The 20,137-nt window shown below is 55.9% G+C and carries 18 protein-coding genes and 1 pseudogene; 7 read left to right on the top strand and 12 right to left on the bottom strand.

What is annotated here, in order from left to right; translation table 11 throughout:
• Positions 1 to 624 precede the first annotated feature (624 nt).
• On the bottom strand, positions 625 to 1,056 hold the full coding sequence (locus tag VF639_RS09185) for a (R)-mandelonitrile lyase (protein WP_331145596.1): 432 nt from the start codon (positions 1,054 to 1,056) through the stop codon (positions 625 to 627).
• A gap of 184 nt (positions 1,057 to 1,240) precedes the next feature.
• Here VF639_RS09185 and VF639_RS09180 point away from each other — a divergent pair, with 184 nt between their 5' ends.
• The 3 genes from VF639_RS09180 to VF639_RS09170 all read left to right on the top strand — a co-directional run bounded on the left by VF639_RS09180 (position 1,241) and on the right by VF639_RS09170 (position 4,412).
• A complete protein-coding gene (locus VF639_RS09180) occupies positions 1,241 to 2,215 on the top strand; it encodes an NADP-dependent oxidoreductase (RefSeq protein WP_331145595.1) in 975 nt (324 codons plus the stop codon).
• Complete coding sequence (locus VF639_RS09175; RefSeq protein WP_331145594.1) at positions 2,212 to 3,120, top strand: helix-turn-helix domain-containing protein; 909 nt, start codon at positions 2,212 to 2,214, stop codon at positions 3,118 to 3,120. The genes VF639_RS09180 and VF639_RS09175 overlap by 4 nt, the downstream gene beginning before the upstream one ends.
• A 428-nt stretch (positions 3,121 to 3,548) precedes the next feature.
• Complete coding sequence (locus VF639_RS09170; protein WP_331145593.1) at positions 3,549 to 4,412, top strand: NmrA family NAD(P)-binding protein; 864 nt, start codon at positions 3,549 to 3,551, stop codon at positions 4,410 to 4,412.
• Here VF639_RS09170 and VF639_RS09165 read toward each other — a convergent pair.
• From VF639_RS09165 to VF639_RS09155, 4 genes and pseudogenes are all read right to left on the bottom strand, one after another.
• A complete protein-coding gene (locus VF639_RS09165) occupies positions 4,384 to 5,100 on the bottom strand; it encodes a helix-turn-helix transcriptional regulator (RefSeq protein WP_331145592.1) in 717 nt (238 codons plus the stop codon). The two genes, VF639_RS09170 and VF639_RS09165, sit on opposite strands and share 29 nt — an antisense overlap.
• Positions 5,101 to 5,247: 147 nt before the next feature.
• A pseudogene (locus VF639_RS25345) lies at positions 5,248 to 5,403 on the bottom strand (HTH domain-containing protein); the annotation flags it as partial.
• A 330-nt stretch (positions 5,404 to 5,733) separates the two neighbouring features.
• Complete coding sequence (locus VF639_RS09160; protein WP_331145591.1) at positions 5,734 to 6,657, bottom strand: NAD-dependent epimerase/dehydratase family protein; 924 nt, start codon at positions 6,655 to 6,657, stop codon at positions 5,734 to 5,736.
• Positions 6,658 to 6,836: 179 nt separating this feature from the next.
• A complete protein-coding gene (locus tag VF639_RS09155; protein WP_331145590.1) occupies positions 6,837 to 7,055 on the bottom strand; it encodes a DUF4287 domain-containing protein in 219 nt (72 codons plus the stop codon).
• Positions 7,056 to 7,520: 465 nt separating this feature from the next.
• Here VF639_RS09155 and VF639_RS09150 point away from each other — a divergent pair, with 465 nt between their 5' ends.
• Together VF639_RS09150 and VF639_RS09145 are read left to right on the top strand one after the other, a co-directional pair.
• Positions 7,521 to 7,871, top strand: a complete 351-nt coding sequence (locus VF639_RS09150; RefSeq protein WP_331145589.1) for a hypothetical protein — start codon at positions 7,521 to 7,523, stop codon at positions 7,869 to 7,871.
• Positions 7,872 to 8,746: 875 nt separating this feature from the next.
• Positions 8,747 to 9,052: a hypothetical protein gene (locus tag VF639_RS09145; protein WP_331145588.1), complete on the top strand. Its 306-nt coding sequence runs from the start codon at positions 8,747 to 8,749 to the stop codon at positions 9,050 to 9,052.
• Positions 9,053 to 9,495: 443 nt separating this feature from the next.
• Here VF639_RS09145 and VF639_RS09140 read toward each other — a convergent pair whose 3' ends face one another.
• From VF639_RS09140 to VF639_RS09130, 3 genes are all read right to left on the bottom strand, one after another.
• Positions 9,496 to 10,086 (bottom strand): recombinase family protein, encoded by a 591-nt coding sequence (locus VF639_RS09140; RefSeq protein ID WP_331145587.1) that lies wholly within the window; start codon positions 10,084 to 10,086, stop codon positions 9,496 to 9,498.
• A gap of 65 nt (positions 10,087 to 10,151) precedes the next feature.
• On the bottom strand, positions 10,152 to 11,138 hold the full coding sequence (locus tag VF639_RS09135; protein ID WP_331145586.1) for a site-specific integrase: 987 nt from the start codon (positions 11,136 to 11,138) through the stop codon (positions 10,152 to 10,154).
• 457 nt (positions 11,139 to 11,595) lie between these two features.
• Positions 11,596 to 12,531 (bottom strand): replication initiation protein, encoded by a 936-nt coding sequence (locus VF639_RS09130; RefSeq protein WP_331145585.1) that lies wholly within the window; start codon positions 12,529 to 12,531, stop codon positions 11,596 to 11,598.
• 2,400 nt (positions 12,532 to 14,931) lie between these two features.
• On the opposite strand from VF639_RS09130, the gene VF639_RS09125 reads away from it, so the two are divergent.
• Together VF639_RS09125 and VF639_RS09120 are read left to right on the top strand one after the other, a co-directional pair.
• Positions 14,932 to 15,693 (top strand): ParA family protein, encoded by a 762-nt coding sequence (locus VF639_RS09125; RefSeq protein ID WP_331145584.1) that lies wholly within the window; start codon positions 14,932 to 14,934, stop codon positions 15,691 to 15,693.
• Between the two features lie 37 nt (positions 15,694 to 15,730).
• On the top strand, positions 15,731 to 16,048 hold the full coding sequence (locus tag VF639_RS09120) for a hypothetical protein (RefSeq protein WP_331145583.1): 318 nt from the start codon (positions 15,731 to 15,733) through the stop codon (positions 16,046 to 16,048).
• Between the two features lie 81 nt (positions 16,049 to 16,129).
• On the opposite strand, the gene traN is transcribed toward VF639_RS09120, so the two are convergent.
• Genes traN through traJ form a run of 4 tightly spaced genes read right to left on the bottom strand, consistent with a single transcriptional unit; the run spans position 16,130 to position 20,132 of the window.
• Entirely contained in the window at positions 16,130 to 17,092 is a 963-nt protein-coding gene (traN, locus tag VF639_RS09115; protein ID WP_331145582.1) for a conjugative transposon protein TraN, read from the bottom strand.
• Positions 17,089 to 18,402 (bottom strand): conjugative transposon protein TraM, encoded by a 1,314-nt coding sequence (gene traM / locus VF639_RS09110; RefSeq protein ID WP_331145581.1) that lies wholly within the window; start codon positions 18,400 to 18,402, stop codon positions 17,089 to 17,091. The genes traN and traM overlap by 4 nt, the downstream gene beginning before the upstream one ends.
• An 11-nt stretch (positions 18,403 to 18,413) precedes the next feature.
• Positions 18,414 to 19,031 (bottom strand): conjugative transposon protein TraK, encoded by a 618-nt coding sequence (traK, locus tag VF639_RS09105; protein ID WP_331145580.1) that lies wholly within the window; start codon positions 19,029 to 19,031, stop codon positions 18,414 to 18,416.
• A 9-nt stretch (positions 19,032 to 19,040) separates the two neighbouring features.
• On the bottom strand, positions 19,041 to 20,132 hold the full coding sequence (gene traJ, locus VF639_RS09100; protein ID WP_331145579.1) for a conjugative transposon protein TraJ: 1,092 nt from the start codon (positions 20,130 to 20,132) through the stop codon (positions 19,041 to 19,043).
• Positions 20,133 to 20,137 lie beyond the last annotated feature (5 nt).

Genomic DNA, 20,137 nt, shown 5'->3' with positions numbered 1-20,137 from the left:
CGGACTTTGCTTCCCTACGGACGGAGTAGGCAAGTGTGAAACGATCTGGTAGAAGTGCCACATGGCTCGTACCGGATATGAGAGGCCCGTTCTACACCCAGTCCAGCAGGCCTATTTGAGGTGGTCTAGCTAAGGTGAATAGAAGAAGGACGTATATTTCTTCTGTCCACCTTAGCTAGACCACCTCACTCCAAGACTAATGTCTCTTTTGCCTCCGTTGCTCACGCCTTTGTTGCTCTCCGAGCGGACTGGAGTCGACCCACGTCCCGTGCTTCTGGTAGCTCTGTTTGTGCTTGTATTTCTTCTAGCCCCATGGTTGGGGCTTACTGGTAGAAGTTGGCTGCGTATGTCAGGTCGTGGCACCCAAGTGATCGGATGGTTCTTTCTGTTAGTCGCTCTGCTCCTGGGACTGGGAGGGTTATGGTTGGCTACCATCTTGCTGTTGCAGTAAGCACAACATGGCTTTCTTCACCAGTACTTGGGGTCTCACTAGAGTAGGAACAGAAATTCCCGTTTAGGATAGGCAATATGTTTACTACTGCAAGGTGCTAGGACGCTACCCCTTTTGCTTACTCCTTTGGGGGAAGCCGGTGGCTTGCTGCTGAGTTGCCGTATGCGCCCTCGTCAGCGCCGCGACGAGGCGCTGGACGGTCCTTGGCGGTATTCTTCGTCCGTCACCTGCTCCCTGAACTCGACGGCCCGGCCGTCCTGGGCTTCCTGGACGGCGATGTAGGTCAGGGCGTGTTCAGGCGTGGCGCCGTCCCAATGCCGCTGCCCGGGCGGACACCAGACGATGTCGCCGGCGCGAATCTCGACCACTTCTTCGCCCTCGCTTTGCGCCCAGCCCACGCCGCTGGTCACGAACAGCGTCTGACCGAGCGGATTGACCTTCCAAGGCGTACGGGCACCGGGGGCAAAGGTGACCGTGGCACTGACCAGCCGGCTCGGCGCTGCGCGCTCGAAGTAGTTGCTGATGGAGACGTAGCCGGTGAAGTTCTGCTCGGGGGCCTTGCGGGTCGGCAAGCTGCCCAGCGGGTAAATGCGTAGTGCGTTCATCGGATTTGTTTTCTGGTTGTTAATACGCCAAAGGTCCCCCTTCCAGGAAGAAGAGCGTTAGCCAAAACGCCGGTTGTGTTAGCCAAAAGAGCCAAGCATTTTGGCTAACACAACCGGCGTTTTGGCTAACGCTGTCAGGTAGGCCGGGGCGACCTTTGTGCGGTCATCAAGCAGGAAATTCCTTATGAAAGCAATCAGAATTCATGCCTTTGGCGGCCCCGAGGTGCTGCAACTGGAAGAAGTGGCGCGGCCGGTGCCGGCGGCCGACGAAATCTTGGTCAAGGTGTACGCCAGCGGCGTCAACCCGGTGGACCGGGTTGTGCGGGAGGGCAGCAGCGCCGCCCTGAAGTATGCGTTGACCTTGCCGATGACTCTGGGCTGGGACGCGGCCGGCGTGGTGGAAGCGGTGGGCCGCGAGGTGACCGGATTTCAGCTCGGCGACGCCGTGTACGGGGTGCCCAACTTCCCCGGCAACGGCAGCTACGCGGAGTACTGCGCGGCCCTAGCCAGCCGGTTTGCCCTCAAACCCAAGTGCCTTAGCTTCACGGAGGCGGCCGCTGTGCCGCTGGCCGGCTTAACAGCCTGGACGGCCCTTTTCAAGTTCGGGAAGCTGCAACCGGGTCAACGAATCCTGATTCAGGGGGCCTCGGGCGGGGTGGGCGGCCTGGCCGTGCAGTTTGCCAAAGCCAAGGGGGCCTACGTCATCGGGACCACGTCGGCCGGCGAGTTGGACTACCTCCGGCAGTTGGGGGCGGACGAAGTGATGGACTACCGGAGCCAAAAGGTTGAAGACTTGGCGCGCGACGTGGACCTGGTGCTCGAAGCCTCGTCGGTGCGCGACAACGCCGAGCGGGTGAAAGCCATCACCGTGCTGAAGAAAGGCGGCATCTTCGTTAGTGTCAACACCGATTTTGCCTTCGACGAGGCGGTGCACACGGCTCTGACCCAAAAAGGGGCTACAGGCGAACTGTCGGCCAATCAGCCCCGGCAAGAGTGGCTAGCAGAAATGGCTCAGCTCATTGACGCGGGCCGGGTGCAAGTGCTGGTTGGCCGGGTATTTCCGCTGGTGCAAGTGGCCGAGGCGCACCGCGAAAGCCCGACCGGGCATGTGCGGGGCAAACTGGTATTGGAAGTACGAAAAGACGACGAGCTGGCATGAGGCGCTTCCCCACGATAAGCGCGTTTCACGCGTTTTTGCAGCTGCCCCCGCCCCAGCATCCGCTGCTTAGCGTGGTGGACGTGGGTGCCGTGCCGCACCGGGAGGGCGAGGAGCCGATGAACATGGTGCTGGAGTTTTATTCCATTGCCGTCAAGCGCATGCACAACGTCCGCGGGCAATACGGGCAGCATTCGTTTGACTTCAACGAAGGCGTCCTCTCGTTTATGGCTCCTAACCAGGTGTTCAGCATCCAGGTGGCCGACCCGGCCGAGGCCGTCGAAAAATCCGGGTGGGTGGTCTATATCCACCCCGATTTTCTGTGGAACACGCCGCTGGCCAAAACCATCCAGCAGTACGATTTCTGGGATTACGCGCTCAAGGAGGCCCTGTTTCTGTCGGCCAAGGAGGAGGAGGCCATTCTGAACCTCGTCTTCGCCATCGGGCAGGAGTACGCATCCAGCATCGACCGGTTCAGCAAGCCCATTATCGTCTCGCACGTAGAAAGCCTGCTCCAGTACGCCGACCGGTTTTACCACCGCCAGTTCCTCACCCGCGAAAAAGCCAACCACGAAGTGCTCGACCGGTTGGAAGCCCTGCTGCACGACTACTTCAAGAGCGATACGGTTGCCGAAAGAGGCTTACCCACTGTGCAGCACGTGGCCGACTGCCTGCACCTGTCGCCTAAGTACCTCAGCAACCTGCTGCGCGTCGTCACGGGGCAAAACACGCAGCAGCACATTCACGCCCGGCTCATAGCCAAGGCCAAAGAAAAGTTATCGACCACCACGCTGACCGTCAGCGAAATTGCCTACCAGTTGGGATTCGAGCATGTGCCCTCGTTCAGCAAGCTGTTCAAGACCAAGACGAACTTGTCACCGCTGGAATTTCGGGCCTCATTTACGTAACCAGGAAGGGGCCGGTCAGCCCGTAGTGGCGCCGCGTAGCCCAACCTTGACCGGACCGCCGGTAAAGGGGGCCAAGAAAATCTTGGGGTTAGTTTTCCAACGGGGCGGATTTACACGCTAAGCTGTTGGCGAACTATTGCCGCTTGGCGATGGGCAGGTCTGTCTGGGGGCTGGGTCACAGTTCTTAGCCTCACCAGCTAATCTAGGTGATGCAGGTGGCCCCACTTCCGCCCACCAACCAGCACCAGAGGCGCGATTGATAGGTCCCACCGGAGAGACGCAACCCGGTGGGCAGGGGCTCGTTTCCCTTTTACCAAGGCTCCTTACCACCCGCATTATTATTCTGCGGGTACCGCTAACCGGGTGACATAGGGCTGTCACACTATCCTAGTTGTTTTGAGGCATCCTTTCACCACATTACGTTGCTTATGCACATTGTCTTGGGTGCTACGGGGCACATTGGCTCGGCCTTGGCGCAACTTCTGCTCGACCGCAAAGAACCCGTCACGCTCGTGCTGCACTCATCCGATAAGGCCTGGGAATGGCAGCAGCGCGGAGCCCGCACTGAAGTAGCCGACGTGCACGATACGGAGGCCTTGCACGCCGTCTTTCGTCAAGGCCAGCGGTTGTTCCTGCTCAACCCTCCGGCGGCCCCGGCCACCGACACGGCCCGCGAGGAGCGCAAAAGCGTGGCGAGCATTTTGGCCGCCCTGAACGGCTCCGGGCTGCGAAAAATCGTGGCCGAATCGACCTACGGCGCGCAGCCCGGTGGCTCCGTGGGCGATCTCGGCGTGCTGTATGAACTGGAACAGGGGTTGGCTGCGCAGCCCATTCCGGCCAGCCTCATCCGAGCCGCTTACTACTTCAGCAACTGGGATACGGCCCTGGCCTCGGCCCGGAAAGACGGCCAGGTGATGTCGCTCTTCCCCGCCGACTTTGCGCTGCCGATGGTGGCCCCACGCGACATTGCCCAACTGGCCGCTCGCCTGTTGACCGAGCCCCTCGGCCACACGGGCTTGCACTACATCGAAGGGCCCGCCCGGTATTCGGCCGCCGACGTGGCCGCCGCGTTTGCCGCCGCCTTACACCGGCCCGTGGCCGTGGACGCCGTTGCGCGCCCACAGTGGGCTGACACGCTGCTGCAGTTAGGCTTCTCCCCGGCCGCCGCCGATTCGCTGGCCGCCATGACGGGCGTGACGCTCGACGAGCGGTACGCGCAGCCCCAGAACCCGGTGCGGGGCACAACGACGCTGACCCAGTACATCAAGGACTTGGTGAAAGCCACTCCGTAGCGCCTGCTGCGGGCGCGCCGGCCCCGTTCGGCGCGGCGTGGTGGGCCAGGGCCTGCCGGGCCAGCTCCACCACCAGTTCCCGCAGCGCCGGGGGTGACACGACGGTGGCCTCCGCCCCGAAGTACAGCAGCCAATGGGCCAGGTAGCGCAACGCGGGCAGGAGCAGCTGCATTTCCACGGCCCCGTCCGGCAGCTCCTGCTCGGCCACCCAACCGTAGAAATACTTCTCGTCGCGCACCAGTTGCCGGCCCCGGGAACTGAAGCGCAGCACGACGGCCTGCGGGGGCGATTGGGCCCGTTGCTCGGCCCAGTACGAGGCCAGGGTTTCGGAACGGGGCGCGAAGGGTTCCGGCAGCAGGTGCAACTGCTCGATGCGGTCCAGGCGGAAGTCTCGCAACTCCTGGCGCAGGCGGCAGTAGGCCACCACGTGCCAGTGCAGGTTGAAGTACAAGCCGATGGGCTCGATGTCGCGCTGGCTGTTCGTCTGGCCGTACCCGCTGCAGTAGGCCAAGCGCACCACTTGCCGGCTGGCCAGACTGGCGAGCAGCTGCTGCCGGGTGTCGGGGTCATGCGCGGCGGCCACGTCCGGCGCGGGCGGGGCGTGGCGCGACTGCACGGCCACGTGGGGCGCCACGTCCGCCACGTAGTCGCGGTCGGCCCGGCGCAGCACGGCCCGCAGCTTGTCCATCGCGGTGCGGGTGAGGCGGGCGGTGGGAGGGTCGGTGAACTGCTCCGCCAGCTTTTCAGCCGTGAGCAGGGCCAGGGCCTCCTCGCGGGTGAGCATCACCGGGGGCAGGCGGTAGCCGTCGGCCAGGGAAAAGCCGCCCCCCTCCTCGCTGGTCAGCGGCACGCCGGCTGCTTCCAGCGTGCGCAGGTCGCGGTAGATGGTGCGCCGGCTCACGGCGTAGGTGGCGGCCAGCATTGGGGTGCGCACGACGCGGTGCGCTTGCAATTGCAGCAGTAAGGCGGTGAGACGTTCGAGCCGGTTCATGGAAGAGAAAGGGGCTGGGCCTAGCCGGAGGAAGCCATCTGCTGGTCAAAAAGCTGGTGGCCTTCGTTTGTGCCGGACGCACTTAGGAGAAAATTTAACATCTAGCCCGCTGCCCGCACCAATAGGTTGATACCAAATCGTTCCATTCTAGCATGGAATCGGTGCCCTTGTAGGGTAGCTGGCCCTACCTAGGAAAGCTCCGGTTCCGCTTGACCCTCCCGGAATGAACGGCAACGACGCGCCCGGCGGTGGGGAGAAGCGGCATCCGCTAGGTGGTGGCGTACGGCCGAAGAACGCCATTCTGTTCATTCCCGCCTACAACACGACTGTTTAGCGGGCGTTAAGCACCTGTAAGACCGGTTTGATTCCCTCGGCGAAAGTGGGGTATTGGGGCTGCCAGCCAAGCGCTTGCTTGGCCTTGTCGTTGCGCACCCGAAACGAGCTGGTCAGCGAGTCGACCAAGGGGGCGCCAATGAGTAAGCCAATTAGCCAAGGCGGGATGCTGCCGACCGGCTTCACCCCTTGGGCCGCCGTGAGAGAATCGATCAGCTCCCGCAACGGGACCGGGGCGTCGTCGACGATATTGTAGACCTGCCCCGCTTGGCCCCGCTCCAAGGCCAGGGCAAAGGCGCGGGCTAAATCGTTCACCTGAATCGGGCTCCAGTAGTTCTGTCCTTTGCCAAACACGCGCAATTGGCCGTTGCGCAGCGTGTCGTAAAACGACGTCTTGAACAAGCCGCTGGGGCCGTACACGAAGCCTGGGCTCAAGATGACGACGTCGAGCCCCTGCGTTTGGTGCAGGGCCAGCAAGCGGGCGACCACCCGGGCGTGCCCCTCGCCCAAGGGTGAGGGGGTAGCGGGCGTCTGCTCCTCAATCCAGGCCGCCCCGTGGTCGCCGTAGTTAAAGCAGCCGCTGGTATAAATTAGCCGTTTCTGGCCTTGCAAACAAGCCTCGGCCAGCGCCAGCGTCATCGCCTCGTCGGCTTGGTTGATGTGGTTCTTGCTCTTGTGGGTGAAGCGACCGGCTACGCTTAGTTGGGCGGCCTGAATCACGGCGTCGACGGTGGGCACCAGCGGCACATAGGTAGCCGGTTCCTTCATTTCCCCCACGTGCGGCACCATGCCCTGCCGAATAAGAGCGGCGGCTTTATCCAAGCTGCGGACCAGGCCGACTACCTCGTGCCCCACCACTAACAATTCCTGGACGATGGCGGCACCCACGAAGCCCGTGGCTCCGGTTATTAATACTTTCATCGGATGGGGTGATGTTATCGGGTAATAATATCAGAAGCCGCCTGAGGTCAGCACGCTGGCTGTTAGCTCCACCAACGCAGCAGGGGGTGGCGCCCACTCGGTTGGAATGAGCCGTCAGCCCAAGGCAAAACCCATCAGGGTTAGGTTAAAGGTAACGTCGTCAGCTGACCTTTCTTCCCTTAGTCGGTTTTTCCCTTTAAGGCTGCATACATAGCCATGGCATGGCCATGGCCCAGCTCGAATTCTTGTTTGAGCCAATCCGTGACTTCGGTTGCTTTGACCGTGGATTTTAGTGCTCCTTTCTCCACAAATCCTTTTTCCTCAGCCAGCTGGGTAAAGTCCGCCAGGCTTTTGCCCGTTTTTGCTTTGATGTTATCGAGGTAGGCTTGAAATGACATCCTAGTGGGTTTTAATACGACAATACGTTCGTTTTTTTTTCGCGGGCTTGCGTCGCTGCTACGTTAGGTGCAGTAGGTTTGGCGACTGGCCACCAGGAAACGTCTTCATTGGTAGGGGTACATTTTGTGGCAAGGGCATCTGAGCGGTGACGGGAGAAGCAAATGCACCGGTAGCTTTCCTGAGCAGCAGAACGGGGTCTAAACTTCAGAAGTGGTCTGAGTTGGTGCAGGGCTCAAAATAAGGTGCTCTTTGTGACAGCCTTATGTCACGTTAGAATTTAATTGGCAGTTTCTGTCTTACCACGTAGTGAGGATGCGTAGGTGGCACGGATGGTTCCAGGCTAGTATGTGCAGCAACTGTTTTACTACCTAAAGTTTGGGGCTACTATGAGGTCGAAGCGTGGATTCAGGTTTAACTTCTGTACCAGACCTTTAACCAAGGCCGATGCCCGCTTATAGGTGCAGGTGCTTGGCCTGCATGAAGTCCTCGAGCTGGCGCAGCTTTTCCTGCAGCACCGCGTCCAGGCGCGCAGGCACAGCCTGGGCAAACTGCTGGTTGTCGATTTTGCTGAGCAGCGTCAGGCCCTGGTGCAGGCGGGTGAGGCGTTGCGTGGCCCCGTACAGGTCGGCTACCAGGGGGGGAGCGGGTACGGGCAGGTCGGGCAGCTGGAGCAGCTGCCCGACCTGCCCGACCTGCCTGATGGCCAGTGGGGTGCGGGTTTCGTGGGCAGCGTTTTCGGTGAATTCCTTAAGCGTAGTGTAGTAGGGGGCCTCTCAGAAAACGGAAACTATAGCACGCTAAGGAAACTGGCTTAACAGGCAAGCTATTAGCTTTGATTGCAAGTTTGCTACGGATGGTACATGGCCTGCCCACTCTCCTGAATTAGGGTGCCAGAAAGCCCTCAGAATTGATTATCGGCTACTTTGATTGCCAATATGAGCTTCATAAACAGCTTTCTAGCGTGTTAATAGCCACTGGGAAGCGGTGAGCAGCTGGTACCGGTGCCGTATTCTGAGACACCCCGCACCGGCCAGAATCCGCCACGGCCCGAACGGGAATTTCTGTTCTTCCTCTCGCGCTATCCCTACTTAGCTTTCTATAGAAGACAGGAAGCTGCTGTCCTTGCTAGCCTTACGTCTCCTTTCCTGGCATCTGCTGAACCACTTATCTTACCTAAACGCACGTCGTGAAATGCTTGCCACATCCAAAAAACGACGACTGCTAGTACCGTACATCTAAGGCCGTAATATGGAGCTTGTCTGAAACAGCCAGTGGCTAACTTCCATAGGAATAGCACCAAATTGGTGACCATACTTAAGCTAGCTACCACAAACACAATCAGTAGGGGAAGTATAGTAGCATAGCTGCCGTAGGTTATTCCTACTGCCAAAGCGGCTATCGATTAGATTGTCCAAATGGCACCATTTACACTTTTGACACCAGTGTTTGAATTGGAGGGAGGAGCGGATTTAGGAGCGGGATGCATGGGCAGCAAGGGAATATGCTTTCTGCTGGATAAGATACGCTGTTAATTAGGAAAGCCGAGAGCATAACCCTCCGTGGAACGGGTTTTGCTGTGTTTCAAACCTGTTGTAACAAGACATACCGTAAACGGCCAACTACTCCCTCTTAGGCCGAGCAACTTGTCGTTGTACCAGCACAAAGTAACTGCCTTTCCCTGTGCTCGATAATGTGGTTGACCCTGTTTCTGTCCGAAACAACTGCGATAAGCATGTTCCTCTCCTTGCTGCTGGTGTTGTTTGCCTTGTTTTTGCTTGCTTCTGTCTTTTTATTCTCTCGGCCAAAATCATCAGGCACAGCCAAGATATTGGCCTTGGGTTTAGCCTTAGTGCCGATTTGGCTCGGCAGCGGACTCAACGACGATTTTGCCTATATGGAGTATGCTTGGCTGGTGCCCTTTTCTTCTTACTTACCTTTAGGAGGCGTTCTTATCAATCTAGTGCGTAGTCTTCCAAAAGTGTTTCCGAAAACATAAGGTAGGAAGGCAAAAGAGACACGATCAAGCACAGGGACAACGACCTGCGAGAATATTCCTATTAAGCCTTGCAAACCACTTATTGGTTAAGGAATCCAGGTTATCGCTGAGATGGGAGCCATTTACCTCTGAGATAGGTGCTGGTAGCAATTAGTACATGCTTCCTACTTCCAGCTAAGGAAGCAGGCCAGAAAGTCCGCTAATACGCCGAGGGTGCCGGTCACAAAGGGGAACCGAAGGATCGCCTGGATAAACCGACGTCTAAATTCCCAACTTGCGGTTAGCTAGATCAACTAGCCGAAAAAGAAGAAGTTTAGGTACGATAATCCTTCCTTATAAGTAGAGACAGTTTTTAAGCTCTTAGTAATGATAAGTCTTCATTGTCAGACTCAGCGTCTCTCGATAGGATGATGATAGTGCGTTGTTTACTCAGCATCAGCACTTTAGGCAGAGTGAGTTGCTACCCCAGTGGCCACGCCAAGTAGTTCCAAGTAGCGATACACGGTCGAGCGGCCGATACCAAGCAACTGCGCAATATCTGCCGCCGTTTTGTCTTTCTGCAAATACAAGGTTTTGACGGCCTCGGCTTTGCTGCGGGCGGTTTTGCTTAGGCCGGGCGGGCGCCCGCCCTGGCGGCCCCGCGCCCGGGCAGCCGTCAAGCCGGCCAGAGTACGCTCGCGTATAAGGTCGCGCTCAAACTCGGCCAGCGAAGCAAACAGATTGAACATCAAGCGGCCTTGGGCAGTAGTCGTATCCAGGTGATCCTGTAAGCTCACCAACTGGACTTGTTGTTGCTGAAAGCCAAGCACGAGTTCGACCAGGTGCTTGAGCGAGCGACCAAGCCGGTCGAGCTTCCAGACTACTAACGTGTCGCCGGGTTGGAGCTGGTCGAGCAGCTCACGCAGGGCGGGCCGCTCTTTGACGGCCGAGGCTTTCTCTTTGACCACTTCCTGACAGCCGTAGGCGCGCAAGGCATCGAGCTGCAGATGCAGTTGCTGGTCCGGCGTCGATACCCGTGCGTAGCCCCAAATCATGACCCTGCCTACTGACCTACTACAGAGAAAGCAGGAATAAGATAGCGAGAAAGCACGGCATTACGCTACAACCCAATTTCTTGGGCGGCATTATGCTGACGCACGTTGTCAATGCGGGTGTAACGGCGAATCATGGCCGTGGTTTTGTGCTTGGTCTGGTTCATGATCTTGCTGTCATCGACGCCTTTGAGCTTGGCAATGGTGACGAACGAAGCGCGCAGCGAGTGGGCCGTGAACTTGCGGCCCAGGTAGTGCTGCACCAGCAGGTTCAGCGAGTCGGTGTTCAACCTTCGCGTACTTAGCCGCTGGCCCCGGCGAAAGGACACGAACAAAGGGCCGGTGCTATGGCCATGCGCCTGCAGCAACTCTAGCCACTCCTTAACGGCCCGCACTGGGCAGGTGCGGCGGTCAGCGGAATAGAAGACGGCCTTTTCTTCTCCCTCGCCCTTCTGGTTGGTTTTGCTGCGCGGCAAGTCCACCAGCAAGCCGTCCTCATCGAACTGCAGGTGTTCAATATTGACGTTAGCCAACTCCTCGCGTCGGAAGGCGCCGCTAAAACCGAGCAGCAGCAGCGCCCGGTCCCGCAGGCCCGCGGGGCGGCTGGTGTCAATGGCTTGGATGACACGCTTGAAATGGTCGAGGGTGAAGGCCGGGGCTTGGTGCTGGCGCACGCCTTCAACGCGGGTGACGCCTTCCATGAAGACCTTAAACCGTTCCTCGGTGCTCGGCGAGGGCAAGCCGGCTAGCTTGTGGGCTTTGGTGATGGAGGCAATATGGCGCCGGATGGTGGCCGTCTTGCGGCCCAACTCCGTGAGGTAAGTGACAAAGCCCACCAACGTAGGTACGTCCGCTGGTAAAGGCGAGCAGTTATATGCCAAGCACCACTGGTTGAAACGCTTCCAGTCGCCGGCATACGCTTCCTTGGTATTGTCGGCGCCGTCTAGGCCAGCGGCCACGTAGCGGGCGGCCTTCTCAGCAAAGTCGTCCAGATGCCGCGCTTGGCCGACGGCTTGGGTTGCTGCCACTACGCGTGCGAGTTCTTGCTTGGCCATACTTATATAAGGAGTACGTCACCGCCCACCGGCCGGGCGGAATTAAGTTGCTTTCTGAACCGAGGCTACCAAACAACGAGAGTCTATAGTTGGAAAAGCAGATATACCGGCTCAACAAAGCTACCTGATTACCTCGGATAATTGAAGATTATCCGAGGTAATCAGGTAGCGTGCAATATACTTATGTAAAGTGCAATTTCTTAAAGCAGACCGTATTGCAGGGCGGAAAAGATAAGTACCGGCCTGAGTAGGTTGACTGACCTAGGCTAGTAGCAACCTCTTACCTTACTGTAGTGGCTGAAAATAAAATTCAAGCAGCCTCGTGTAGCGCAAAAAGCACGTACCTGGTTTTCTGCGCCTTGTTCTCCCAAGCAGACGCAGTTAGCGACTCCAGGAGAGCAAGTCACTCCAGAAGGTCGTTTTTTCTTGGAAGAACATAGTGCCAGGGTCTGCTTGATTAGCGTAGGCCTACCATTTTCAAGAACAAGCCCCCGGGATTCTTATTGGCCTTGACTTTGCCCGTTTTGTGCTTGTAGCTAAAAGAAAACAAAGCATTGAGCTTTTTAGCATCGGAGAGAATCTGGTTGATTAGCTTCGGGTCCCGAATCTCAAGCTCCTCTAAGTTAAGTAAGGCCCGCCGCTGCTTTTCTTCTTCCGCGCCATCTTCGAAAGGGATGGGAAGCTGATGTGGTACCTGATTGTTTACGAAGAAGCGGATGCTGTGAAAAGACCTTCCTTTTTTAATCAACTCATAGTTGATTCGCAAATCCGTGTGCTCGTTGATTTGCGTGGTCGCAACGTCCAGCACATATTTCTGCAAAGCGGAAATCTTCTCGTACTGCTCGGCTTCAATTCCCTTCGGATCCTTCAAAGCGAGCATTATCTTTAATTCATCGAGCGTAAATGTTTTAGTTTCCCCGATATCTTTCCATTGCGAGGCGATTTGATAGATACGTTTGGCGTATTTACTCGATAAGCTGAAAACAGACTGCAGGCGATAGGAAGTGAAATTGTTCTTAAGGTCAATCAGGTAGCGCCGCATACGCTCGGAGATCTCCAGTTCGATAATACCCTCCCCTTTGATGTACAAAGCGGAAGCTAGTAAACCCACCTGCAGCACGTGCTTGTTGTCCTCAATCACGTACTCGCGGCTGCGCAGGTTGGAAGTGGCCTCCAGCAGCCGCTGATAATTCCAGACCCGGCCGGTGAGCTGCTCGAGTTCCTTGACGCGGATGCGGTAGATCGTGCCGGCTTTATCTTCCTTACGAAGCACCGATAAAAGCGAGAACACAATGTCCATCTCGCAGGCACTCATCTCGTAGCGAGCCGTTGTAATGGCATTGTGCTGACGGATCTCGACGTGATTTGCTTCAGTGGTAGTGGGAACAGACATACGACGCGGAATTAGCGGCTGATATAACCAAATCTACGAACAGTAATGACAATAAAGTAAGCCTTTCTTAACTTTCTATCCTTTCGCTTACAAACTCTATCCTTTGCACTTACCATTCCTATCCTTTCACTTACCATTGCTATCCTTAAAGACAGCTAACAAGCACGTATTCAAGTTGTTACAATCCCTGCAAATAGAGTAAATAATTGACAAAAATTTAAATACTCACAAAATTGTTGATGTCCGAACAGAACCTCAGCTTTTAAGAGTACAAAGCGCCAGAACGGGCAGGGAAACACCAGAGGGAGAAGTATAAACAAGCATAAAACGGGATTGCACTATTTAAATAATTTTTTGCCTTTTTTTACTTTTGAGGCCCTTCTCATCGTGGTGCCGGCGAGTATAAACCCTGTTAGCCAGTACAAAAGGTAGGGTTTCTGTGCCCTGATTCAGATATAAGGACTTTACCTACCGGCCCACAGAGTTTCCATCCCCACGCACCCAGATTATGGAAATCGAAAAGGATAGAGAAAGTAAGCCGCAACTCGGAATAAAGCGTGAAAGGATAGAAATGGTAAGCGAACAAAGAGGTGCTAGTCCAAAAGGATAGAAATGGTAAGCGTTTCCAGTTGATTTAGGGGGTTTTCTTAACGGAGAATACGGTTCTAGAAAATTTCCCTCGGAAATCACTTACCATTTCTATCCTTTCGACTTATTACCCCTTAGTCCACATTCCGCCCACTTCACAGCGAATTTCAAGTGCTTACAGACTATGTCTTAGCGCCTGGTTGTTTGCTGGTTGGAGTGAACCAGAGCAATTCCGATACGTCTTGTGATTCCGAGCGAAAGAGTGTACGCTTACCATTTCTATCCTTTCAACTTACGAAAGCTATCCTTTCGGGTTTAAGCATTGCTAGTAGTATACTGGTAATACAATTACTTTTAACTGACTTAGCAGAAGCGAGTCCTTGTCGCGCAAAATAAGGGAGCACCCTATCCCCAGCACGTTTCTGGATGTGGTGCTGGTAGAAAGCGGGCAGAATCTGCTCGGCGGGCACCCGAAGAAAATACAGACGGCTTTTGCTATCGCTGCCGCCACTAGCCGTGGGTTGAATTTGCTTATCCGACTGACGGCAAGCTTCAGCCTGACTGATCCGGCCATGAGTCGCTGGGCCAATGCCTGTTTGATGCCCCAACCCTACCGCTGCTTTACGCAGCCTATTTTGCTGCAACACCCCTATGGGCAGCGGCTTGCCCATGAGTTATACTCACTTGCACCCGGCCAGAGCTATTGGTGCTCGAAGTATTTGACAAACGCACCCGGCACAATTCTAGGTAGAACCAGTATGAGCCGTCCACCGGCCCTATCAGTCACTCCTAACTCAACAAGCTGTCCTATTCTGGGCAGCCTACTATTCGTTGCAGCAAGGCAAGCTGCATCAGATAAGGGGGGTAGCCCCTACCCTACCCTAGTATTCGATAAGCTAGAGTGAGAAAGCTAGGCCGGCCATTCGGCGCATGTCCGTTTCAGCAGCGAACTTTAAAAACGGACGCAAGCGGGTAATTGCGTCGAGTACCGAGTTGTATTGAGTTGCTACACTTTTCTATATGGTTAATCCTGCTGGTATTCCTGATGCATATTATATGCATCAGGAATACCAGCAGGATTAACCATATAGTATTATTCCTTTGCTGATCCTTGTACCGATATTCTATCGATAGACGCTAACCCAGAGATATGAGATATCATCGATTTCTTACAGCTCTGCGGCTTGCTAAGTACCACAGAGTGCGTCCGCTGCTCTGTAGTGCAGGTCGGCTACTTACTCGCATCAATCCTCACACGGGTAGAGTTTCTCATTCTCTCTTTGCCGGGAAACCGAGACCGAGAACTAGTACTGACTACTGCTAAGCCAAGGAAGCATACCTCTCGACTATGTCTTGCCAAAGAGAAATGCCTGAACGGAAACGCTTCTTTCCTACCGCGAAAAACAACCTGGTTGGTTTCAGCTCAACTACTTTCCTTCTGATTACCACAGCGCATTCTCGGTCTTCCTTATGCATATAATATGTATAAGGAAGACCGAGAATACGCTATGGTCTTACCCCCGTTCACTTGTGCCCACTCTCCATCGTTGCTTCCTTACCCCAACGATTCATTTGTGCTCGTTCACGGGTTAACAAGAAATTTAGCGGTGGCTAGCGTAAGGTGTACATTACCGCGGAAAACACTTGAACTCGCAGGCAGGCGGGCATACTGTAACAAAGAGCATACGCAATAAACTCTTCCCGGTATTCTCAATGCATATGATATGCATTGAGAATACCGGGAAGAGTTTATTGCGTATGCTCTTTGGGAATACTATATTTGCTGTCTGTACAAAGCATAGCTGGAATACGATGCAGATTTTAACAATGGCAAATAGAAAAGGAGGAACTGGAAAATCCACTTCCGCATGGGCAATTGGGCAATGCTTGGCTCATGCTGGCCATCGCGTCTTGCTAGTAGATGCGGATGCGCAGCGCAACTTAACCCGCTGCCTGCCGATTGTAGGAGCTGACAAGCACTTAACCAGTGTTGTCAATGGAACGGCGTCCTTGGCAGACGTCATGCAAGCAGTAGGAGAGAAGCTGTGGCTGGTCGCGGCCACGGATTCCTTAGTGGCCGCTGAGAAGGTGCTGGGGGCTGACATGGCATACCCGATGCTATTTAAAAATTCTCTTGAGGGCCTGGAGAACCTGATCGATTATGTGCTGATTGATACGCCTCCTTCACCTAACTCGCCACTAACAGTGGCGGCCCTTACTGCTTCCACCAAGGTGTTCGTTCCCACCCAGCCAGAGCTGTTCAGCTTCGAGGGGGTACAAAGCTTATTGGAGCTGGTTGGTAAAATCAAGAAGAATTACAACCCTGGTCTAACCGTAGGCGGGATCTTTCTTACCAAGTATTCCCCTACTTATCGCCGCAATCTGCACCACGAATTTGTAGCCATGATGAAAGAGCACCCCGAACTGGGACCTTTGGTGATGGAAACAACCATCCGGGATAATGTAGCAATTGCCGAAGCCCAGGTACAGCGCCAGTCACTTTACCAGGCAGCGCCGCAAAGCAATGCCTTAGTTGATTATGAAGCTTTAACCAGAGAAATATTAGCTGCATAAGCTGTATTGTATGTATAATGCATAACATCTGTTTCATATGGCTGCCAAACCAAAACTCAATCTTAATGCATTAGTGGCTGCGCCGGTTAGCCCGGATGAGCTGTTACTGGCTCCGCCCTCTACGGGTAACGCGATTAAACCTGAGCCGACACGCGTGGAATCACTTCCCTCAAAGATTCGGTTCACCAATACCATCCCCGCTGACTTGTTCCAGCAGCTGCACCAACTCTCGTTCTGGAGCAGGGAGGATATGAGCGCTATCCTGGAGGCGGCATTGACTGACTATTTTGCCGTAAGGCCTGATTCTCAGAAAGAATTGCCGCCCAAAGAAAAGGTGAAGCGTAAGTTGCTGTAGTAAGAGCCAACCAAGCTTTATTGGCTCTTACTACAATCGGCAGGTGAAGAGCAGCAGCGAGTTCGATAAGGCACAGACCCTTTATCGTTTCAATTTGCGGGCCTTGAGAATATCGTTGTTGGTCACGTTGAAGGTGAGGTGCCGGCCGCCGCCGCGCTCGAACATCTCCACCACCAGGTTCTTGTCGTCGGGGATGGTGAACTTGCGCAGCACGTATACCTGGTCCATTCCGCCCGGGCCGGGAATCACGGTCTGGCTTGAATTGTAGACAAATAGTGGGACCACTTCTGATTCCTGAATCGCGGTGCGCTTGGCCAGCTTCTTGTCGCGGAGGTAGAATTTGAGGAAGTCTACGTCGTAGTTGATGTTGGACTGGTTGAGCAGGTACAGGGGCAGAAAGAACAGATCATCCGTGGTGTACAGGCCCTGCAGGGCCAGGGTAATATCATCCTTCACTTCTTTCGTGCGCAGCATGCGCTTCTTCTTGAGCACAATGCGGGAATAGTTCTCCAGCTCGGTCTGGGTAAAACTCAGGTTCGAGAACTGGGCCAGCGGTAGGGGAGGGGAGGCCTCGCCGGTGCCGGTGCTCAGGTTGTAGTTGAGCACGCGCGGGTTGGCCTCAAAGTCCACCAGAAACGAGTAGAGTCGGCCATCAGCCGTGACCACCGTCATGTTGGTTTGCGGAAAGCTCAACTGGTTGGCCTTCAGCTTCACGATGTTTTCTGCCCCCTGGGCCTTATCGGCAATGATGCCGGCATTCCCCAAGTCGACATACGTCACGGCATAAGGAAAGATGAGGTGGGTGGTTTTCTGCAAGCCTACGCCCAAGTGGTAGGAGCCGATGTAGTTCTGTTCCCCGAGGCTCAGCAGCTTCGGCGCCACGGCCACCGGAGCCGCTGCCTCAGCGGGAGCCGAGAAGTTGCCCATCAACTGAGCGGACGTCATGGGCGGGCGAGTAGCAATAGCCTTTTGGGCCATAGCAGGGAGGCCCGCTACCGAAAGGGTGAAGAGGCCAAAGCAGGCCAGCGTGGAATGCAGTCTCATGATTTCAGCAGCAGTTTGTAGTTGGCTTTGAGATGGATTTTGACGAGCTTAATTTTCTTGCCGGCCAATGCTTTGCCCGTTTGTAGGGCGATGCCGGCCGCTTGCGCCCCTAGGCTGGGCGACATGGTCAGCAGGTCGGCCGAGCTAGTCCCGGTGGCCATTGCTTGCTTGGCGGCATCCCGATTAAGGGAGCCGGGAATGTTTAGTCCTTCCCCGCCGTCCAGATCGTAGGCTTTCAAGCTCAGGGGCAGGAGGCTGTTCTGATACTGCACCGACGTCACTTCGATGGTCAGGCGGTTGCCCGACACGTCGCAGGTGCCATACAGGAAGCTGTTGCGCGGAATGAGGCGCCCCTCGAGCTGCACAGCCGAGAGCAGGCGCAACTTCACAACTGAGCCCTGGCTTACCACCGCGTCGTCATGAATCACGGCCGGCACCGCGTTGAGTTCGCCAGCGTTCGAGTCGCCCAGGCCGTGGAAGGAGTTGCCCGAGTTCACCACGACAACCGGCGTGCCCATCGCGGCCCGGCTGCTCATGCTGGTTACCACCGATTGCTGCACTTCTGTTACCACGCTCATCCCTTTCGGCTTGGTAGCGGCCGTAGTCTTCGGTGCCGATGCCGTCGCCGCAGCTGGAGCAGTGGTCGCAGGCGTGTTCAGGGCCAGCAACCGCTTTTCGTACTGCTGCCGCAAATCATCCAGCTCCTTGATGGTTTGGTCTAGCTCTACATCCTTGGCTGAACGGGCCGGCTCGTAAGCACCAGGGGGCATGTACCCGCTGCTGCTGACCCCACTGCCGCTGGCATACCCACCGTGCGAACGACTGTGCGAAGGTTCGGGATCCTGCTGCTGCTGAAGGCGCTGCAGCCGACTTTGCACGGCCGTCACGTTGGGGTCGTTGTTAGGGTCGTAGCCCTGAGAAGATTGGCCGGGCTGCACGGCGTAATTCAGGCCGGTGCCCGTCGCGGCCGGGCCAGCATTCATTGCTCCAGGGGCCACAGCGGCATCCGTTGGCTCCGTGATTTCCCCGACTGGAGTAAAGGCCAGCCCGTTGCGCTGCGTGCTGTCATGGGGGGCCTTGTAGGCCTCCATCTTGTTTTCAAACAAAGACGACTTGCTGGCCTCGGGAAGCGTGGTGTTGATACCGGTGGCGCCTAGCCCCGCGCTGGCCGCCGTCGCTTCGGCCACGCCTTTGCCGCCGCCACCCATATAAAAGAGCAACGTGAGGCAGATGAAAGTGGGAACCGGAATGAAGAGCAGCAACCGCCGCTTCATTAGAAGCTCCTGGGTTGGTTTGGGAGGGGTAGCCATAGGGGGAGAAGTTAGCGGCGCTCAGTGCGCAGATCATTATTTTGGACCACCCGCCACTTCTCCATCAGAAAGCCATGCGGGTTATTGCTCGAGCGCGACACGTCGCGCAGGTAGCACTCGGAAATCAGTAGGCGGCTCGTGATGGTCGTGGCCCGGACAATCTGCTGATGGGCGTAGCACTTGGCGTAGTAGGGGTAGCTGGCTGCATTAATACTGACGCTATCGACCTTGATATCCTGGCTGATGTTGGCCTGAATCAGGTTGTTGTAATAGCCCTGCTCCTTCAGGTTGGCGTAGGCCCGCTGGGCGCTCTCATCGGCCAGAAAAAGCGACTGACTCACGTTGAACTCAATGGCCTTGGCGTCGGGGTCGAGGGTGAAGAAGTACTCGTGAAAGCGCTTGACGTGGTCTTTGGCTTCGACCGGGCGGTTTTCCTTGACGTTGTGCGAGACGGCCGCCAGCAGGTTGCCCTGGTCGAGCACGTAGATACGGCCCTGGGCGGCGGCGGCCGTTTGGCGAGCCGCGTAGATAGCATAAGCGGCTACCGAAAAACAGAGTAGCATGAACAGCAAGGCCAGCGTTTTCGTCTGCTGGTAGGCGGAATCAATGTTTTTGAGGGATCGGAACATGGTCGTCGATTAAGCTGCCGTGTTGGTGTTTTTGTAGCCCTGATTGCCCACCGTGCCCGGCACCGTATTGCGGCGCGCATCGGATACCATGGCACTGGCTACGTTCGCACTCCGGCCGACGACCTGGCCAGCGACCCCACCGGCCGTGCTGGCGGCCATGTTGGCCACTGAGCCACCGTGATTGGTAGCGAAGCGCAAGACATTGTTCATCCCGGAAGCCGCGACGATCCAGTTGGCGACCGAGGGCACCGTGAAGTAGCCGCAGATGGCAATCACCAAGAAGATCATGTAGCCAGCATCGGCGCTTTCTATATCTCCATTGGTTTGAATCAGATGGATGTCTCTATCGAGCATCATCACTTCAATCTTGGCCGTGATGGCGCCGAAAATATTGGCCACCGGCAGCCACAAGAAAGTATTGATGTAGCGCGAAAGCCAGTTCGTCAGGGTGCCCTCGAAGCCCGGCCAGATGGCAAAACCAAAGCTGATGGGGCCGATGATAGAGAGAATAATCAGGAAAAAAGTGCGGATGGTGTTGATGACCAGCGCGGCCGAGTCATGGGCCAATTCCAGCGCATTGCGCATCCACTCCCGAAAGTTCTTCTGCACCGTGTAAGACATACGGTCAAAGTACAAAGCGGCCTTGCCCCCAAAGTCTAGTACATCTTTGGCGCCTAACTCTTTCTCAAATGCGTCGTCGTTCTCGTAGGACGCATTCTCAGGCCGCGCAGCTAGCAGGGCCGCTTTGCGCTCCTGCAACTTGAGGATGCTTTGATTCTGCACCCGCACGACCGAGTTAGTTGCGCTGGCGATACCGCCGAGCACCCCATTCAGGATACCTAGCATGGAGGGAAACAGCACAATTACCATTCCGATGGCGAAAGGCCGAAACAAAGGGAACACGTCAATGGGCTCAGCCACGGCCATACTGCGCCATACCTTTCCGGCGATGAAGACTAGGGCACCCAAGCCCCCTAGCGCCCGGCCGATGTTGATCATGTCCGAGCATAAGGGCAGCATTTCAGTATAGAGGTTATCGAGAAGTTGGTTGAGCGATTCAACCGGAAGGGATACCTGGAGCAGAGTAGAAAGCAGAGGCATGATTG

The organism is Hymenobacter sp., assembly GCF_036387835.1.
In the GTDB taxonomy this organism is placed as follows: Bacteria; Bacteroidota; Bacteroidia; order Cytophagales; family Hymenobacteraceae; genus Hymenobacter.
Note: the sequence above shows the minus strand (reverse complement) of the source record. Positions and strands in the feature narration are given on the sequence as shown.

Excerpts from the sequence above, each read along its gene's own strand:
- VF639_RS09185 (WP_331145596.1), bottom strand. The coding sequence starts at position 1,056 with ATGAACGCACTACGCATTTACCCGCTGGGCAGCTTGCCGACCCGCAAG.
- VF639_RS09180 (WP_331145595.1), top strand. The coding sequence starts at position 1,241 with ATGAAAGCAATCAGAATTCATGCCTTTGGCGGCCCCGAGGTGCTGCAA.
- VF639_RS09175 (WP_331145594.1), top strand. The coding sequence starts at position 2,212 with ATGAGGCGCTTCCCCACGATAAGCGCGTTTCACGCGTTTTTGCAGCTG.
- VF639_RS09170 (WP_331145593.1), top strand. The coding sequence starts at position 3,549 with ATGCACATTGTCTTGGGTGCTACGGGGCACATTGGCTCGGCCTTGGCG.
- VF639_RS09165 (WP_331145592.1), bottom strand. The coding sequence starts at position 5,100 with ATGGACAAGCTGCGGGCCGTGCTGCGCCGGGCCGACCGCGACTACGTG.
- VF639_RS09160 (WP_331145591.1), bottom strand. The coding sequence starts at position 6,657 with ATGAAAGTATTAATAACCGGAGCCACGGGCTTCGTGGGTGCCGCCATC.
- VF639_RS09155 (WP_331145590.1), bottom strand. The coding sequence starts at position 7,055 with ATGTCATTTCAAGCCTACCTCGATAACATCAAAGCAAAAACGGGCAAA.
- VF639_RS09145 (WP_331145588.1), top strand. The coding sequence starts at position 8,747 with ATGTGGTTGACCCTGTTTCTGTCCGAAACAACTGCGATAAGCATGTTC.
- VF639_RS09140 (WP_331145587.1), bottom strand. The coding sequence starts at position 10,086 with ATGATTTGGGGCTACGCACGGGTATCGACGCCGGACCAGCAACTGCAT.
- VF639_RS09135 (WP_331145586.1), bottom strand. The coding sequence starts at position 11,138 with ATGGCCAAGCAAGAACTCGCACGCGTAGTGGCAGCAACCCAAGCCGTC.
- VF639_RS09130 (WP_331145585.1), bottom strand. The coding sequence starts at position 12,531 with ATGTCTGTTCCCACTACCACTGAAGCAAATCACGTCGAGATCCGTCAG.
- VF639_RS09125 (WP_331145584.1), top strand. The coding sequence starts at position 14,932 with ATGCAGATTTTAACAATGGCAAATAGAAAAGGAGGAACTGGAAAATCC.
- VF639_RS09120 (WP_331145583.1), top strand. The coding sequence starts at position 15,731 with ATGGCTGCCAAACCAAAACTCAATCTTAATGCATTAGTGGCTGCGCCG.
- traN (WP_331145582.1), bottom strand. The coding sequence starts at position 17,092 with ATGAGACTGCATTCCACGCTGGCCTGCTTTGGCCTCTTCACCCTTTCG.
- traM (WP_331145581.1), bottom strand. The coding sequence starts at position 18,402 with ATGGCTACCCCTCCCAAACCAACCCAGGAGCTTCTAATGAAGCGGCGG.
- traK (WP_331145580.1), bottom strand. The coding sequence starts at position 19,031 with ATGTTCCGATCCCTCAAAAACATTGATTCCGCCTACCAGCAGACGAAA.
- traJ (WP_331145579.1), bottom strand. The coding sequence starts at position 20,132 with ATGCCTCTGCTTTCTACTCTGCTCCAGGTATCCCTTCCGGTTGAATCG.